Source organism: Roseomonas sp. TS2 (genome assembly GCF_058833935.1).
The window spans coordinates 1-14,469 of record NZ_JCACVY010000115.1; the positions used below are offsets into that span (position 1 = coordinate 1).

Consider the following 14,469-nt stretch of genomic DNA (forward strand, 5'->3'; position numbering starts at 1 on the left):
CCTGAATCTGCACCGGAAAAATCCTGGTCATGTCCCGCTCCCTCCGCCTGCTGCCGCTGCTGCTCGGCCTTGCCGCCTGCGACAATTTCTCGCGCCTCTCCGAGATCGGCCGCGCGCCCGAGATGGCGCCGATGGAAAGCCCGACCGCCGCGCCGGCCTGGCGGCAGATCTCGATGCCGATGCCGCCCCCCGCCGCGCCGGTGGCCGAGGGCAACAGCCTCTGGCGCCCCGGCAGCCGCACCTTCCTGCGCGACCAGCGCGCCGCCCAGGTGGGCGACCTCGTCACGCTGCTGGTGCAGATCCAGGACCGCGCGCGGCTGGAGAACAGCACCGAGCGCAGCCGCACCAACAGCGAGGATCTCGGCCTGCCGCGCCTGTTCGGCTACCAGACCCGGCTGCCCGGCGCCGCCGCCGGCGGCAACCTGCTGACCGCCGAGAGCGGCTCGGTCAGCCGCGGCGAGGGGTCCATCGACCGGACGGAGAGCGTCACGCTGCGCGTCGCCGCGACGGTGGTGCAGATGCTGCCCAACGGCAACCTGGTGGTGGCCGGCCGCCAGCAGGTGCGGGTGAACCACGAGCTGCGCGAATTGCAGGTGAGCGGCATCGCCCGCCCGCAGGACATCGGCAGCGACAACACGGTGCGGCACGACCGGCTGGCCGAGGCGCGCATCGCCTATGGCGGCCGCGGCACGGTGAGCGACGTGCAGACGCCGCGCTACGGCCAGCAGTTCCTCGACATCGTGCTGCCGTTCTGAGGCGCCCCGTGATGCGCCGCCTCGCCCCCACGCTACTCCTGCTCCTGCTGCTGGCCTTCCTCGCCGCCGCCGCGCCCGCCCTGGCCCAGCGCGGCGCCGGCTTCGGCATGCGCGTCAAGGACATCGCCGACATCGAGGGCGTGCGCGACAACCAGCTCGTCGGCTACGGGCTCGTGGTCGGGCTGAACGGCACGGGGGACCGGCTGCGCACCGCCGTCTTCACCCGGCAATCGCTGATCGGCATGCTGGAGCGGCTCGGCGTCAACACGCGCGACCAGGAGCGGCAGCTCGACACGCGCAACGTGGCGGCGGTGATGGTGACGGCGAACCTGCCGCCCTTCATGCGCACCGGCACGCGCATCGACATCACCGTCTCGGCGCTGGGCGACGCCACCAACCTCACCGGCGGAATGCTGGTGGTGACGCCGCTGCTCGGCGCCGATGGCGAGGTCTATGCCGTGGCGCAGGGCGCGCTGGCCACCGGCGCCATCGCCGCGCGGGGCGCCGCCAGCTCCGTCACGCGCGGGGTGCCGACCTCGGGGCGCATCGCCAACGGCGCCATCGTCGAGCGCGAGGTGCCCTATGCCTTCGCCGGCAAGTCCCAGCTCCGCCTCTCGCTCCGCAACCCGGACCTGACCACGGCCCGCCGCATCGCCAACGCCATCAACCGCCTGGCCGGCGCCGGCGCGGCCAGCGCGATGGATCCGCGCACCGTCGTCGTCTCCCTCGCGGGGCGGGACCCGGTGGGGTTCGCGACCGAGATCGAGCAGCTCCGCGTCGAGCCCGACCAGCGCGCGCGGGTGGTGATCGAGGAGGCCTCCGGCACCATCGTCATGGGAGCGGATGTGCGCATCAGCACGGTCGCCATCGCCCAGGGCAACCTCGCCATCCGCGTCACCGAGGCGCCGCAGGTGAGCCAGCCCGGGCCGCTCTCCAACGGCGAGACGGTGGTGGTGCCGCGCACCGGCATCGAGATCGACGACCAGTCCGAGCGCCGGCTCAGCGTGCTGCGCGGCGGCGTCTCGCTCGACGAGCTGGTGCGCGGGCTGAACAACCTCGGCATCGGCCCGCGCGACATGATTTCCATCCTGCAGACCATCAAGGCCGCCGGCGCCCTCCAGGCCGATCTGGAGGTCCGGTGAGCCACACCGCCATGGGAGACCGCATGACCCAGCCCCTCCCCGCCCTGTCGCCGCTCGCCGCGCCCGCCGCGCCGCGCGGCGGCACCGAGGCGGCGCAGCGCCGCGCCGCCGAGGCCTTCGAGGCCCAGGTGCTCGGCGCCCTGCTGCAGCCGATGTTCGAGACCCTGGCAACCGACGGCCCCTTCGGTGGCGGCAATGCCGAGGCGCAGTGGCGCCCGATGCTGGTGGAGCAGTTCGGCCGCGCCATGGCCAAGGCCGGCGGCGTGGGACTCGGCGCCGCGGTGCTGGCCGAGATGCAGCGCCTGCAGGCGGAGGCACAGGCTGGCCCGCAGGTCGGTCCCCGGCTCGGGCCGCAGGCCCCGGCGGGAGGCAGCGGCCGATGAGCGCCATCGCCACGCTGGAGCGCGCCGCGCTGGACCTGGCCGCGGCGCTGGAGGCCGAGACCCGCGCCCTGGCGGCGCGCGACCTCGCCGCCGCCGCCACCCTGGGGGGGGCGAAGCAGGCGGCGCTGGAGGCCTTCCTGGCGGCCCGTGCCGCCATTCCGCCCGAGGCGCTGCGGCCGGTGGCCGCCGACCTTGCCTTGCTGGTGGACCGGCTGCGGGCGGGTGTCGAGGCCAACCGCGCCATGCTGCAGCAGGCCCTGGCCGTGCAGGCGCGGGTGATCGAGACCATGGCGCGCGCCGCCGGGCAGGCGGCGTCCGCCACGCAGGGCTACGGCCCCGCGGGGACGGCCGGCGCGGCACCCCTGGCGCTCTCCCTGCGGGCCTGAGCGCGGGAGACGGTTCTCTCCGGATCGCGAGAACCGTTAACAACACGTCAACGGCTTCTTGCTCCCTTCCCGCCGTCCCGCAGCCGCGGCGCGGCAGAAGGCCGCCCCGCCGGCTCCCTTCCGCGGGGCGGTCTGGGCGAGGCAGGAGGCCGGTGCCGCGATGAACTCCGAGTTGGCGCTGAGTGCCCTGGTGGCGCTGGTGGTGGTGCTGGGTCTGGTCGTGCTGGCCGGCCAGGTGGTGCGCCGCCTGGGCCTGGCGCCTGGCCTGGCGGCTGCCGGCCGCCAGGGGAGCGGCGCCGCGCCGCGCCGCCTGGCCCTGCTGGAGAGCCTGCCGATCGACCCGCGCCGCCGCCTGCTGCTGCTGCGCTGCGACGGGCGCGAGCTGCTGGTGCTGACCGGCGGCCCGCAGGACCTGCTGCTCAGCGCCACGCCCGGTGCCGGCGCCGCAGCGGAGCCACGCTGATGCGCCGCCTTGCCGTCTTCCTGGCGCTTGCCCTCGCCCTGCTGCCGGTCCCGGCCCTGGCGCAGAGCCTCAATCTCGACCTGGGGGCGGGTGGCGCCGGGGCCACCGCGCGGCTCGTGCAGCTCACGGCGCTGATCGGCCTGCTCTCGCTGGCGCCCTCGCTGCTGGTGATGGCCACGGCCTTCGCGCGGATCGCCATCGTGCTGTCGCTGCTGCGCAGCGCCCTCGGCGCGCCCGGCATCCCGCCCAACCCGGTGCTGATCGGGCTGTCGCTGTTCCTCACCTTCTTCGTCATGCAGCCGGTGTTGGAGCAGTCCTGGAGCCAAGGGCTGCAGCCCATGGCGGCCGGGCAGATCGAGGAGATGGCCGGGCTGCGCGCCGCCGCCGAGCCGTTCCGCGGCTTCATGCTGGCCAATGCGCGGGATGAGGACATCGCGCTCTTCCTGGAGCTTGGGCGCATGCCCGAGGTGGCCGCGCCGGAGCAGACGCCCTGGCGCGCCCTGGTGCCCGCCTTCATGGTGGGCGAGCTGCGCCGCGCCTTCGAGATCGGCTTCCTGCTGTTCCTGCCCTTCCTCATCATCGACCTGGTGGTGGCCAGCGTGCTGATGGGCCTCGGCATGATGATGCTGCCGCCCCCCACCATCTCGCTGCCCTTCAAGCTGGTGTTCTTCGTCATGGTCGATGGCTGGCGGCTGGTCTCGGGCAGCCTGGTGCAGGGCTTCGCCGGTGGTGGCTGAGACGGCGCTGCGGCCGCCGCCTTCCGCCGCCACGGACGAGGCCGGCCCCGACCGCCTCGCCGCCTTCGCCTTCGCCGCCGCCGGGCTGATGGTGGAGACGGACCCCGGCGGCCAGATCGCCTTCCTGGCGGGCACGCTGCTGCCGCGGCTGGGCACGGCGGCGCTGGGCGGGCCGCTGCGCGCCCTGGTGGCGCCGGAAGACCGCCCGAGGCTGGAGGGTGCCCTGGCGCGGCTGGCCGCCGAGGGCCGGCTGCCGCCGCTGGTGCTGCGGCTGGCCTGCCCCGGACATCCGCCCCAGCTGCTCAACGGGCTGCGCCTGGCCGGGGCGCGGCTGGCGCTGTGCTTCACCGCCCTGCCCGAGCCGATGGCCATGCCGCAGGCGGCGGAGCCCTGCCCTGCGCCGGCGCCTTCTCCCGCCCCTGGCGAGCCCGGCCTGCTGGCCCGCCGCGCCGAGGCGACATTGCGGGAGGGCGAGGCCGGCACCGTGCTGTCGCTGATGGAACTCTCCGGCGCCGACGGGCGGATCTCCCCCCGCCCTGCCCTGGCGCGCGACGTGGCCGCCGCCCTGGCCGACCATGCCGGCCCGGATGGCGTGGCGGCGCAGCTGGCGCCGGGGCGCTTCGGCGTGCTCGGCCCCGCCGGCGATGCCAGCCTCGGCGCGGTGGTGGAGCGGCTGCAGGCCATCCTCGGCGCCGCCGGGATGTCGGGGGCGGCCGTCTCGGCCCAGACCCTGCCGCTGGCGGACCCCGAGTCGGCCGGGCTGAGCGGGCCGCAGGCGGTGCGCGCGCTGCGCCTGGCGCTCGGCACCTTCGCGCAGGGGGGGGCCGCGGCCCTGGCAAGAGCGGGGTTCGAGGAAGGGCTGCACGGCTTCGTCGCCGCCGCCGGCCGGCGCAGCGCGGCGCTCGGCCGCGCCGTCGCCGGCCGCCGCTTCTCCCTGGCCTACCAGCCCATCGTCGCACTCGGCCGCGAGGGCCGGCCGGCGGCGCATTACGAGGCGCTGATCCGCCCCTGGCCCGGCGAGGCCGGCGTGCCGCACAGCCCGCAGGATTTCGTCACCCTGGCGGAGATGCTGGGGCTGGCGGTGGAGCTCGACCTGGCCGTGGTGCAGTCCACCCTGCTGGCGATGGAGCAGGGCGACACGGCGTTGCGCCTGGCCTGCAACATCTCCGGCCTGTCGCTGCAGGATGGCGGCTTCCGCGCCCGGCTGCTGGCGCTGCTCGACGCCACCCCGCCGGCGCTGCGGCGCCGCCTGCTGCTGGAGGTGACGGAGACCGCCGAGATCGAGGACGAGGTGGCCGCCGCCGCCACCTGCTCCGCCCTGCGCGAGCGTGGCGTGGTGCTTTGCGTCGATGATTTCGGCGCCGGCGCGGCGGGGCTGAGCTATCTCCGCCTGCTGCGCCCGGCGCTGGTGAAGCTGGATGGCCGGCTCGTCACCGGGCTGGACGGCCCCGCCCGCGCCGAGGACCGTGCCTTCGTCACCGCGCTGGTGGAGCTGGCCCATGCCCTCGGCGCCGAGGTGGTGGCGGAGCGGATCGAGACCGAGGCGGATGCCGCCGTGGCGCTTGGCTTCGGCGCCCGCTACGGCCAGGGCTGGCTGTTCGGCCGGCCCGGCCGGCTGCCGGGGCATCTCAGCGGCCGCGCCCTGCAGGCCGAGTGAGCGGAGCCGGACGCATGCGGTTAACATTTGCCGGCTGTGATGCGCGGCATGAGCCTCGATAGCGCGCTCCTCACCGCCAGCAGCGGCCTGCGGCTGACGAGCCGGCAACTCGGCACGGCGGCGCAGAATGTCGCCGGTGCCGGCGTGGCCGGCTACACCCGCAAGCAGGTGGAGGGGCAATCCCTCCTCACCGGCGGGGTGCGGGCGCTCGACCCGCGGCGGGACATCGACCCGGCGCTGCGGCTGGAGGCGCGCCGCGCCGCCGCCGAGGAAGCCGCCGCCGGCCTGCGCAGCGACACGCTCGGCGCCCTCTCCCGCCTGCTGGGCGATCCGGCGGACGGCACCAGCCCGGCCGGGCTGATCGGCGCGCTGCGCGACAGCTTCGCCAGCCTCGCCGCCAGCCCGGCCGACAGCACCGCGCAATCCGCCACGCTGGAGTCGGCGCGTGCGCTGGCCGGGCGGATGAACGCGCTTGGCGGCGCCCTGGACCGCGCCCGCCAGGGCGTGCAGGACGGCCTGCGCGCCGATGTCGGCAGCGCCAACACCCTGCTGCAGGACATCGCGCGCCTCGACATCCTGGTGCGCAACGAGACCGCCGCCGGGCGCGGCGCCGCCGCCCTGCAGGACCAGCGCGACGCCGCCGTGGCCAGCCTCTCCACCCTGGTCGGCGTGACGCCGCTGGCGGCGGAGAATGGCGGTGTCACCCTGATGCTGCCGGGCGGCCACACCCTGCCGCTGGACCCCAAGGCCAGCCCCTTCGCCCTGGCCGATGCCACGGTGACGGCCGGCAGCTACCACGGCGCCCCGGCTGGCACCCTGCCCGGGCTGACGCTGAACGGCATGAACCTGGCCGATGGCGCGGCGCTCGGCGGCCGCATCGGCGAGGGCTTCGCCCTGCGCGACGAGACGCTGCCGCGCATGCAGGCCGAGCTGGACATGACCGCCGCCACCCTGGCGCACCGTCTGGAGGAGCAGGGGCTGCGCCTGTTCACCGAGCCCGGCGGCGGCGCTCCCCCAGACCCGACCGCCGCGGGTGCCGGCCCGGCCATCGCCGGCTTCGCCGGGCGGATGGCGGTCAACCCGGCCATCGCCGCAAACCCGGCGCTGCTGCGCGACGGCACGCCCGATTCGGGCGGGTTCCCGCCCAACCCGGCGGGCGGGCCGAGCGGCTACACCGCCCTGCTCAACCGTGTGGGCGATTACGCCTTCGGTCTCGAATCGGCCGCCGGCATGCCGCATGCGGCGATCGCCGGCAACAATCTCGGCCCGGGCGGCACGCTGGCCACCGGCACCGGCGGCGCGCAGCGGATCGGCGACTACGCCGCCGCCACCCTGGGGCGGCAGAGCGCCGAGGCCGATGCCGCCTCGGCCGCCGCCGCGCAGTCCGGCGCCGTGCGGGCGCAGTTCGACGCCATGGTGCAGGCGCGCGAGGGTGTCGATGTCGATGCCGAGATGGCGGCGATGGTGCAGCTGCAGAATGCCTATGCCGCCAATGCACGGGTGATGTCCGTCGTGCAGAGCATGTGGGACGCTCTGCTGGCGACGGTGCGGTAAGGAGGGGCGCGGCCCATGGCGATCAGCGGCTTCCGGAGCCTGGACAGCACGATGCTGGCGGCGGCGCAGTTGCGCGCGCGCTTCGATGAGGCGACGCGCCAGGCCGCCTCCGGCCAGCGGGCCGACAGCTATGCCGGGCTGGGCGCCGATGCGCGCCGCTCGGTCGACCTGCGCGCCGAATGGTCGCGCCGCGAGACGCTGGCCACCAGCGCCGAGACCGCCGGCGCGAAGCTGGCCTATACGCAGACCGTGCTCGGCCGCTTCTCCGAGATCGCCAACGGCATGGCCGAGGCGGCCGGCAGCGCGCTCGGCACGCTGGGGCCGGACCGCGCCATGGTGGCGCAGAATGCCCGCGCCGCCCTGGCCGAGGTGGCCGGGCTGCTCGGCGAGCGCTACCAGGGCGAGGCGCTGTTCGGCGGCAGCGACCCCACGGGCAGCCCCATCGTCAACCCCGGCGAGATCCAGCAGACCGGGCTCTATGCCGGCACCCGCGCGGCCATGGCCCGGCTGGGGCAGGACGACGCCGCCGCCGTGCTGGCCGAGACCCGTGCCCTGGCCGCGAGCGACGCGCCGGGCATCACCCCTTTCTCCGCCCATGCCAGCGCCGCCGCGCGCGGCGAGATCGACGACCCGCGCCCGGGCGTCACGCTGGGCGAGGGGGTGCGAATCGAGCTCGGGCTCTACGCCAACCGCAATGCCACGGGTGCCCGCCCCGGCGAGGACAGCACCGGTTCCTGGGCGCGCGACCTGCTGCACGGGCTGAGCGTGCTGGCCAACCTCGACGCCGCGCCGGCGGAAGCCGATGTGGCGGCGCTGCTGCAGGGCACCGTGCGCACCCTGCGTGCCGCCGCCGACGGGGTGAATGGCGAGGCGGGCGCGCTGGGCAACACCGAGCAGCGCCTGGAAGGCGTCGCGGCGCAGAACCGCGAGGTGGCGGGGCAGCTCGAGCTGCAGGTGGGCGCGCTGGAATCGGTGGACCCTGCCGAGGCCTTCGTGCGCATGCAGGCGATCCAGACCCAGCTGCAGGCCAGCTACAAGAGCCTGGCCATGCTGGGCGAGATGTCCCTGGCCAACTTCCTGCGCTGAGGCCGGGCGCCGCGCCTCAGTTGGCGGCGGGCGCCGGGCTGGAGGCGAGGAAGAAGAAGGGCAGCGCCCGCTGCACGGGCTGCGGCGCCGCGGCCGAAGGAGCCCCCTTCGGAGGGGCCACCACCGAGGCGGCCTGCACGACCCGGCGCGATGCCCCGGCCACTGGCACCGGCGCGGCCCGGTAGGCGGCCAGGCCGCGCGCTGTGCTCTCCCCCGCGCCCAGGAAGAAGCCGCCCCCCACCGCGCCCTGCCCCGCCGGCGGCGCGGCCTGGGCGAGGCCCATGGCCGGCGCCGCATCCGGCAGGCGCTTCTCATCCTCCCAGGCGGCCAGCACCTTGGCCAGGTAGGGCTCGCCGAATTGCGGGTTCTGCGAGTGGTAGCTCGCGGTGGCACGGTGCCAGTCCTGCTTGGCGTCCATCAGTTCCCGCAGGAAGCGGGCGGCGTAGCGCGCATTGGCCAGGGGGTCGAAGGCTTCCTCCAGGCTGGCGAAGGCCCTTGGGTGGTGGCGCAGGTTGATCTGCATGCAGCCCACGTCGATCGAGCGCATGCCTCCGGCCTGCAATTCCTGCACCGCGGCAATTCCTGCCGAGCGCGAGGGGAACATGCTGCCGCGCCCTTCCGCGTTGATGGTCCAGGGATAGGGGTCCACCTGCCCCGTCGCCGGATTTCTCCGCCCGGACTCGACGCGCGCGATGGCCGCGAGGAGACGCGGCGGCAGGTTGTAATCCCGCTCCGCCTGCACAATCGCCTCACGACAACTTACAGTTGCCGCCATGCTCACGCTGGGCAGCAGGAGCAGGGCCAACACGGCAAGTTGAACAAAACCAGAAAGGGAAAGATGGCGGCTCATGCCGCTTCGGACAGCAAGGTCTGTGCCAGAAAAATGCGCCACCCTGGGTTGCATAGGGCCAGATTCATAGATCGCTAAGAAATTCACGCAACTTCATGGCTCGCTCCGCCACAACCGGTCTGTCCCGCCCATGTCCCTGGTGCCGCCCTTCCTGCCTCCTTCCGCTCTGGGTCCCGCAGGTCCAGCAGCGCGGCGCCGCCCGGCCGGGCCCGGAGGAGCCTTCAGCCTGCGCGGCGCGATGTCGCCGGGAGACCGGATTTCCGCCCTGGACGGGCCGCAGGAGGCGAATGCGGCAGGGGCTCTGTCGCTGCTGGGAATCCAGGCGGAGGAGCAGGATCTGCCCCGCCGGAGGCGCCCGGCCGGGGCCGTGCTGGAGGAAGCGGCGGACATGCTGCGCCGGTTCCAGCTGCTCGCCCTGGGCCTAGGTGATCAGGTGCCCGCGCCGGCGGAGCTGTCCGCGCTGGCGCGGGAGCTGGAGGGCACGCCGGCCCTGGGGCCCGACGGCCCCGCCCTGGCCCTGCGCCTGCGCATCGAGATGGCGAAGCGCCTTCCCGGTGCATGAAGTAGATCCGCACCAATACAACCCAGAGTGTAATTTCTATCAACCATATGGATAGTGCCGAAAAAGCACATATGGCCGTTGTGTTGCTTGATCCCCTGCAACCTCTGCTTGCGCAAATTTTTGAAAGGTCATAGATCGCTAAATTGTGAGGCTCGCTCAATGGTTGTGGAGCCTCGGCCCGGACCTCCCGTTCGCAGCGAAAATCGCAAGGACTGGCATGCTTATCCTCGCCGCTTCTCTCCTCGCCTCCCCGCAGGGGTTGCACCGCGACCTCACCCGGCTGGGTCATGTCTGCGACGTGGCGACGCCATTCTGCGAGACTGCTTCCATCGCCCAGTTCAGCGGTCCCTATGACGCGATCGTGTTGCAGGCCAACGACAACGCGGCGGAGGCCATCGCCGTGCTGCGGGAGATCCGGGGCCGCGGCCTGCGGGTGCCGGTCGTCATCCTCGCCAGCAGGTTGCGCGTCGAGGAGGAGCAGGCCGCCTTCAATCACGGCGCCGACGACGTGCTGACCATGCCGGTCAGCACGCAGCTCCTGGTGGTGCGTCTGCAGGCCATCCAGCGCCGGGTGCTGGGCCATGCCTCCGCCGTGCTGAACTGCGGCAACGTCACCCTCGACCAGGCGCAACGCCATGTCATGGTCGATGGGCGGCATGTGCGCCTGACGGCGCGCGAGTTCGAGGTGCTGGAGACGCTGATGCTGCGCCCCGGCATGCTGCTCACCAAGGAGCAGTTCATGAGCCGCGCCTATGGCCTGAACGAAGGGCCGAATGTGCGCGTGCTCGACGTCTTCGTCTGCAAGCTGCGGCGCAAGCTGGCCGCGGCCGGCGCGGCGGAGATCGTGCGCACCGTCTGGGGCAGCGGCTATGTGCTGCGCGAGCCGGCGGAGGCCGACGTGGCCCAGGCCCGCCAGCGCTTCTTCGCCGGCCAGCCGCGCCAGCGCCGCGCCCATCTGCTGCCCGAGGCGTTCGCCGCGGCCGTGGCCTGACAGACCGCTTCCCCGCGCCCCCGCCACGGGGGCGCGGCAGGAGTTCGTGAATGGCCAAGCGACCTGGCAAAGGGGACCCCTCCCCCACCATCGTCATCCGCCGCGAGGAGGAGGGCGAGGAGCACGCCCACCATGGCGGCGCCTGGAAGATCGCCTATGCCGACTTCGTCACGGCGATGATGGCGTTCTTCCTGCTGATGTGGCTGATCAACGCCACGACCGACGCGCAGCGGCGCGGCCTGGCCGACTATTTCGCGCCCACCAACATCCTCGGCCGCGCGGCGTCCGGCTCCGGCGAGCCCTTCGGCGGCCGCACCATGAACAGTGACCGCACGCTGGCCGGCGAGACGCCACCCTCGGGCGGCGTGCAGATGGCGCTGCCGGCCATGCCCCTGCCGGCGGAGATGACCGAGCAGGACGAGGAGGACACGCTGCCTCCCGAAGCCGCCCGTTCGGCCTACCCGCTGCGCCGCCCGGCGCCGGAGATGGCGATGGCGCGGCGGGTTGTCGCCACGGCGGAGCAGGAGGCGCAGGCCGCGCCGCCGCCCGGCGCCGCCACGCACGGCCCGGAACGCGAGGCGCTGGAGCGCGAGGCGCTGGACCGCGCCGCGGCCGAGATCCGCCGCAGCGTGGCCGACGATCCGCAGCTTGCCGAGCTGGCGCCGCAGCTGATGCTGGAGCAGGTGCGCGAGGGGCTGCGCATCCAGCTCGTCGACGCCGAGGGCCAGCCGGTCTTCGCCGCCGGGCAGGCGGCGCCCAATGCCCGTGGCCGCGCGCTGCTGATGCGCGTCGCCGCCGTCGTCGCGCGCCTGCCGAACCCTGTCGACATCAGCGGCCATACCGACGCCACGCCCTTCCGCGGCAATGCCGACCGCTCCAACTGGGACCTCTCGGCCGAGCGCGCCGGCGCCACGCGCCGCCTGCTGGTGGAGGCGGGCGTGGCCGAGGAGCGCATCCGCGCCGTCACCGGCCGCGCCGACCGGGAGCTGCTGCGCCCCGAGCGCCCGGAGGATGCCGCCAACCGCCGCGCCTCCATCCTGGTGGCGCTGCCCGAGACACCACGCCCCGCCGACCCCGGAGCTTCCCGATGATCCTGCTCGCCGGCTTCGGCGTCGTGCTCGCCTGCGTGTTCGGCGGCTACCTGGCGGCGGGCGGCAAGCTCGGCCCGATCCTGCATGCCCTGCCCTTCGAGATGCTCATCATCGGCGGCGCCGCCGTGGGCAGCTTCCTGATGTCCAACTCCATGGCGCATGTGAAGCACACGCTGGGCGGGCTGGCGAAGGCGCTCAAGGGCGCGCGCTACGGGCGGCAGGATTATCTCGACCTGTGCACGCTGCTGCACCGCCTGCTGCGCGTGGCGCAGACGCGGGGCGCCGTGGGGCTGGAGCCGCATATCGAGAAGCCGGAGGAGAGCAGCATCTTCACCGCCTTTCCGCGCATCCTGGCCGACCGCCATGCCACCGCGCTGATCTGCGACTATCTGCGCATGATCGGCATGAACGCCGACGACCCGCACCAGATCGAGGACGTGATGCAGCGCGAGCTGCGCAAGATCCGCGAGGAGGAGCTGCACGCCGCCCACGCCCTGCAGAGCGTGGCGGATGCGCTGCCGGCGCTCGGCATCGTCGCCGCCGTGCTCGGCGTCATCAAGACGATGGGCAGCATCGACCAGCCGCCGGCGGTGCTGGGCGCCATGATCGGCGGCGCGCTGGTGGGCACCTTCCTCGGCGTGCTGCTGGCCTACGGGCTGGTGGGGCCGCTGGCGAGCAAGCTGAAGGCTGTGGTGATGGAGGAGGCGAAGTACCTGGAGGTGGTGCGCGCCGTGCTCGTCGCCCACCTGCACGGCAACGCGCCGCAGGTGGCGGTGGAGGTCGGCCGCAAGACCGTGCCTTCCGACCTGATGCCGAGCTTCCAGTCGCTGGAGACCACCCTGAACGAGGCGGCGGCGGCCGCCTGAGCCGGGCGCCGCCGCAGCGGCGGCGCCCGGCTTTCCGTGCGCCGCGTCAGCGGCGCATGTTGATCGTCTCGTTCAGCATCTCGTCGCTGGTGGTGACGACGCGGGTGTTGGCGGTGTAGGCGCGCTGCGCCACGACGAGCTTCGAGAACTCGGCGGCGATGTCCACGTTGGAGCGCTCCACCGCGCTGCTGGAGAGGGTGCCGGCGCCCTGGGTGCCGGCCGCCTGCACCTGCATGGTGCCCGCCTCCGCGGTCATGCCGAAGGCCTGGCCGTCCATCCGCTGCAGCGCGTCCGGATTGGTGAAGGTGACGACGGGCACCTTGGCCACGGTACGGCTCTGTCCGTTGTCGTAGCTGACGACGACATCGCCATTGTCGCGGATGGCGGCGGAGCGGAAGGCGCCGGCGCGGCTGCCGTCGACGGTGACGCTGCGCTGCTCGTAGGCGGCGACGGGCCCCTGGGCGAGGTTGGCGAGGTTCAGGGTGAGCGCCGCGTCCCCGGCGCCCAGCACCGCCTGCGGTGGATTGTTGGTGAGCGCGCCGGTGTTCGCGTCGAAGGCGAGATTCGCCTCGCCGAGCGCCGCGCCCTCCGCCGTCGTTCCCGCGACATTCCACGCATTGTCGGCGGTGCGCGTCCAGGTCAGGTTCACCGTCTGCTGCTCGCCGGCCGCGTTGTAGATCTGCACCTGGCTCTGGATGGGGGCGGCGGCGCCCTTCGGCAGGCTGGCGTTCAGGGTCACGGTGCGCGTCGCGGTGGCCGGCAGCGGCGCATCGCTGATGCGGACCGGCGCCAGCACGCCCTGCTGCGCCTCGCCCGCCGCGTTGGCGGCCCAGCCCTGCAGCGCATAGCCGCTGCCATTGACCAGGTAGCCCGAGCTGTCCTTGCGGAAGTCGCCGGCGCGGGTGAAGAGCGGCTGGGTGTCGAAGGTCAGAGAGCCGTCGGCATTGCGGCCGGCGGCCTGCGCCACGCTGAACAGCCCATTGCCGGAAAGCGCCAGGGAGAGCGGGTTCTCCACCGTCTCCACCGAGCCCTGCAGCGAGACCGTGGCGCTCGGCGTGGCCACCACCGCGCTCGGCGCGTGGGTCCGCTCGTTCGATTGCGTCAGCAGGTTGGCGAAGCTGGTGTCGGTGCGCTTGAAGCCGATGGTCTGGCTGTTGGCGACATTGTCCGAGATGTGGCCGAGCGCGCGCGCCTGCGCGTTCATGCCGGAGATGGCGGTGGTCATGGAGCCGAACAGCGACATCCGCGGGGTTCCTTGCAGCGGGCCAGGGGCCTGTGCGGCAATGCCGCGGCCCGGATGAGGCAAGGCGGTTGCAACCGCCATGCCAGCCTGCCGGCGGGTCGGATGCGCCGCCGTGCCGGGTCCGGGTGGCAGGGATTGCCGGGCGGCCGGCAGTTTCTGCCGGGTGGCGGCGCCATGTGGCAGGGTCCGGGGGCCTGGCGGCGCGGGCCGCGCTCTGGCCCCGCTTTTGCTGGGGAGGCTTCGAGATCCTTCCAGGCCCACACCCATGATGCCTGCCATCGCCGCGCTTCCGACGCCGCCCCCCTGCCCCTCCGGCGCCAACGCGGCCGGGGCCGAGGGAGCATTCGCGGAGTTGTTCGCGGCGCTGGGCGAGGCGCCGGCCGCCGGCACGGCGCCCGCCGCCCCGAACGGCGCCGCCCCCGGCCGGGACGGCTTGCCGCTGTGGCAGGATGCCCCGCCGCAGGAACCGCCGGCCCCCGTGCCCGGCGCGGCGCCCGTCGTCGCCGCCTGGCTTCCGCTTCCGGCCGCGCTGCCGGTCCCGCCGCCGCCGGCCCCGCCGGCGCAGGACGCCGGCCAGGCCGAACCCGGCCTCGGCCAGCCGCGTGGCCGCACCGGCACCGCCCTGCCGCCCGCCCCGCAGGCCTCCTCACCGTCGCCCGGCCCGGCGGAGGGCGCGGCGAAGCCTGCTGTGGCAGCGCCCCCT

General features: G+C 74.1%; 15 protein-coding genes and 1 pseudogene. 14 read left to right on the forward strand and 2 right to left on the reverse strand.

Features of this window, described 5'->3' with window-relative positions; genetic code table 11:
* Nucleotides 1-29 precede the first annotated feature (29 nt).
* From flgH to ACZJYS_RS16615, 9 genes are all read left to right on the forward strand, one after another.
* Nucleotides 30-755, forward strand: coding sequence for a flagellar basal body L-ring protein FlgH (flgH, locus tag ACZJYS_RS16575; protein WP_109517494.1), 726 nt, complete (start codon nt 30-32; stop codon nt 753-755).
* A gap of 11 nt (nt 756-766) precedes the next feature.
* Complete coding sequence (locus tag ACZJYS_RS16580; RefSeq protein ID WP_493179640.1) at nt 767-1,897, forward strand: flagellar basal body P-ring protein FlgI; 1,131 nt, start codon at nt 767-769, stop codon at nt 1,895-1,897.
* A 23-nt stretch (nt 1,898-1,920) separates the two neighbouring features.
* Nucleotides 1,921-2,280, forward strand: coding sequence for a rod-binding protein (locus ACZJYS_RS16585; RefSeq protein ID WP_493179641.1), 360 nt, complete (start codon nt 1,921-1,923; stop codon nt 2,278-2,280).
* Nucleotides 2,277-2,666 carry a hypothetical protein gene (locus tag ACZJYS_RS16590; protein ID WP_109517492.1) on the forward strand — a complete coding sequence of 130 codons (390 nt, stop codon included), beginning with the start codon at nt 2,277-2,279 and terminating at the stop codon, nt 2,664-2,666. Before ACZJYS_RS16585 ends, ACZJYS_RS16590 begins: the two co-directional genes overlap by 4 nt.
* A gap of 160 nt (nt 2,667-2,826) precedes the next feature.
* Entirely contained in the window at nt 2,827-3,129 is a 303-nt protein-coding gene (locus ACZJYS_RS16595; RefSeq protein WP_493179642.1) for a flagellar biosynthetic protein FliO, read from the forward strand.
* Nucleotides 3,129-3,866, forward strand: a complete 738-nt coding sequence (gene fliP, locus ACZJYS_RS16600) for a flagellar type III secretion system pore protein FliP (protein ID WP_109517490.1) — start codon at nt 3,129-3,131, stop codon at nt 3,864-3,866. Before ACZJYS_RS16595 ends, fliP begins: the two co-directional genes overlap by 1 nt.
* Nucleotides 3,859-5,523, forward strand: a complete 1,665-nt coding sequence (locus ACZJYS_RS16605) for an EAL domain-containing protein (RefSeq protein ID WP_493179643.1) — start codon at nt 3,859-3,861, stop codon at nt 5,521-5,523. Before fliP ends, ACZJYS_RS16605 begins: the two co-directional genes overlap by 8 nt.
* Nucleotides 5,524-5,571: 48 nt before the next feature.
* Nucleotides 5,572-7,077: a flagellar hook-associated protein FlgK gene (locus ACZJYS_RS16610; protein ID WP_493179644.1), complete on the forward strand. Its 1,506-nt coding sequence runs from the start codon at nt 5,572-5,574 to the stop codon at nt 7,075-7,077.
* Nucleotides 7,078-7,092: 15 nt separating this feature from the next.
* On the forward strand, nt 7,093-8,163 hold the full coding sequence (locus ACZJYS_RS16615; protein ID WP_493179645.1) for a flagellin: 1,071 nt from the start codon (nt 7,093-7,095) through the stop codon (nt 8,161-8,163).
* 16 nt (nt 8,164-8,179) lie between these two features.
* Here ACZJYS_RS16615 and ACZJYS_RS16620 read toward each other — a convergent pair whose 3' ends face one another.
* Nucleotides 8,180-8,971 (reverse strand): lytic transglycosylase domain-containing protein, encoded by a 792-nt coding sequence (locus ACZJYS_RS16620; RefSeq protein WP_493179646.1) that lies wholly within the window; start codon nt 8,969-8,971, stop codon nt 8,180-8,182.
* 280 nt (nt 8,972-9,251) lie between these two features.
* On the opposite strand from ACZJYS_RS16620, the gene ACZJYS_RS16625 reads away from it, so the two are divergent.
* The 4 genes from ACZJYS_RS16625 (at nt 9,252) to motA (ending at nt 12,523) form a co-directional block, all read left to right on the forward strand.
* Nucleotides 9,252-9,575 (forward strand): hypothetical protein, encoded by a 324-nt coding sequence (locus tag ACZJYS_RS16625; protein ID WP_493179647.1) that lies wholly within the window; start codon nt 9,252-9,254, stop codon nt 9,573-9,575.
* A 217-nt stretch (nt 9,576-9,792) separates the two neighbouring features.
* Nucleotides 9,793-10,566, forward strand: coding sequence for a response regulator transcription factor (locus ACZJYS_RS16630; RefSeq protein WP_109517484.1), 774 nt, complete (start codon nt 9,793-9,795; stop codon nt 10,564-10,566).
* Between the two features lie 50 nt (nt 10,567-10,616).
* Nucleotides 10,617-11,657, forward strand: a complete 1,041-nt coding sequence (locus tag ACZJYS_RS16635; protein WP_379651995.1) for a flagellar motor protein MotB — start codon at nt 10,617-10,619, stop codon at nt 11,655-11,657.
* Nucleotides 11,654-12,523, forward strand: a complete 870-nt coding sequence (gene motA, locus ACZJYS_RS16640; protein ID WP_109517482.1) for a flagellar motor stator protein MotA — start codon at nt 11,654-11,656, stop codon at nt 12,521-12,523. The genes ACZJYS_RS16635 and motA overlap by 4 nt, the downstream gene beginning before the upstream one ends.
* Nucleotides 12,524-12,569: 46 nt before the next feature.
* On the opposite strand, the gene ACZJYS_RS16645 is transcribed toward motA, so the two are convergent.
* Nucleotides 12,570-13,766, reverse strand: a complete 1,197-nt coding sequence (locus ACZJYS_RS16645; RefSeq protein ID WP_493179648.1) for a flagellar hook protein FlgE — start codon at nt 13,764-13,766, stop codon at nt 12,570-12,572.
* A 265-nt stretch (nt 13,767-14,031) separates the two neighbouring features.
* On the opposite strand from ACZJYS_RS16645, the pseudogene ACZJYS_RS16650 reads away from it, so the two are divergent.
* Nucleotides 14,032-14,469, forward strand: a pseudogene (locus ACZJYS_RS16650) (hypothetical protein); the annotation flags it as partial.